The organism is Curtobacterium sp. B8 (genome assembly GCF_000333315.1).
Classification (GTDB): domain Bacteria; phylum Actinomycetota; class Actinomycetes; order Actinomycetales; family Microbacteriaceae; genus Curtobacterium; species Curtobacterium luteum.
In genome coordinates, this window is the sequence record NZ_BACW01000050.1 from 1 (window position 1) to 1154 (window position 1154).

Annotated in this window: 1 protein-coding gene; it reads left to right on the forward strand. The window is 75.7% G+C overall.

Features of this window, described 5'->3' with window-relative positions; translation table 11 throughout:
• Positions 1 to 67: 67 nt before the first annotated feature.
• A partial coding sequence (locus I59_RS18850; RefSeq protein ID WP_049976502.1) for a DNA-3-methyladenine glycosylase 2 occupies positions 68 to 1154 on the forward strand: 1087 nt, incomplete at its 3' end.

The following is a 1154-nucleotide window of genomic DNA, read 5'->3' on the forward strand; positions in this document are numbered from 1 at the left end:
CTGCCTGCCCGAGGGCACGCCGGGCAGCCCGGAGTAGGACCTCCGCGAGGACGTCGCCGGCCGCGCGATGCGGCTCGTCCTCGACGGCGTCGTCGAACGCGACGGCGTGCCCGGTCTCGCCGCCCGTGTCGGCTACTCCGAGCGGCAGCTGAACCGCATCATGACGACCGAGCTCGGTGCCGGACCGAAGGCGCTCAGCCGGGCACACCGGGCACAGACCGCGCGGACGCTGCTGACCTCGTCGGACCTGCCCATCGCCGACGTCGCCTTCGCCGCCGGGTTCGCGAGCGTCCGCCAGTTCAACGACACCGTGCGCGAGGTCTTCGCGGTCACGCCGACCGAGCTCCGCGCACGACGGACGCTGCGGCCCGTCGGCGACGGCGCCCTGCACGTGCACCTCCCGGCACGCGCGCCCTTCGACGCCCAGGGCCTGCTCGAGTGGCACGCGCTGCACGCGCTGCCCGGCACCGAGCAGGTGGACGTGGACGCCGACGGCCGGGTCACCTCGTACGGACGGCTGGTCTCCCTGCCGGGAGGCGCGGGCTGGTTCCGCGCGACGGCCGCCGCCGGGCGGGCGGTCGGGATCGACCTGCAGGTGCGGGTCGAGGACCTGTCCGACCTCCCCACGCTGGTCGCCAGGGTCCGCGCACTCTTCGACCTCGACGCCGACCCCGTCGCGGTCGACGCCGTGCTGACGACCCTGCCCGAGCTCGAACCCGCGGTCGCGCGCGTCCCGGGCATCAGGCTGCCCGGGGCGGTCGACCCGCACGAGGTCGTCATCCGCACCCTCATCGGGCAGCAGGTCTCGGTCGCCGCGGCCCGCACCGCCCAGACCCGGCTCGTCGCCGCACTCGGCGCCACCGCGCCGGAGTCGGTGCTGCCCGGCGGCCGGCTCTTCCCCACGGTGGACGCGATCGCCGAGCGCGGCGGGTCCGTCCTCCGCGGTCCTGCGGCCCGGGTGCAGACGATCCTCCGGGTCGCCGCGGCGCTCGCCGACGGATCGCTCGTGGTGGATGCGGGGCAGTCCCTGCAGGAGCTCCGCGAGGGCCTGCTCGCGGTGAAGGGGATCGGCCCGTGGACCGCCGACTACGTAGCGCTCCGTGTCCGGCACCACCCCGACCTGTTCCTGCACAGCGACCTCGCGGTGCGCAACG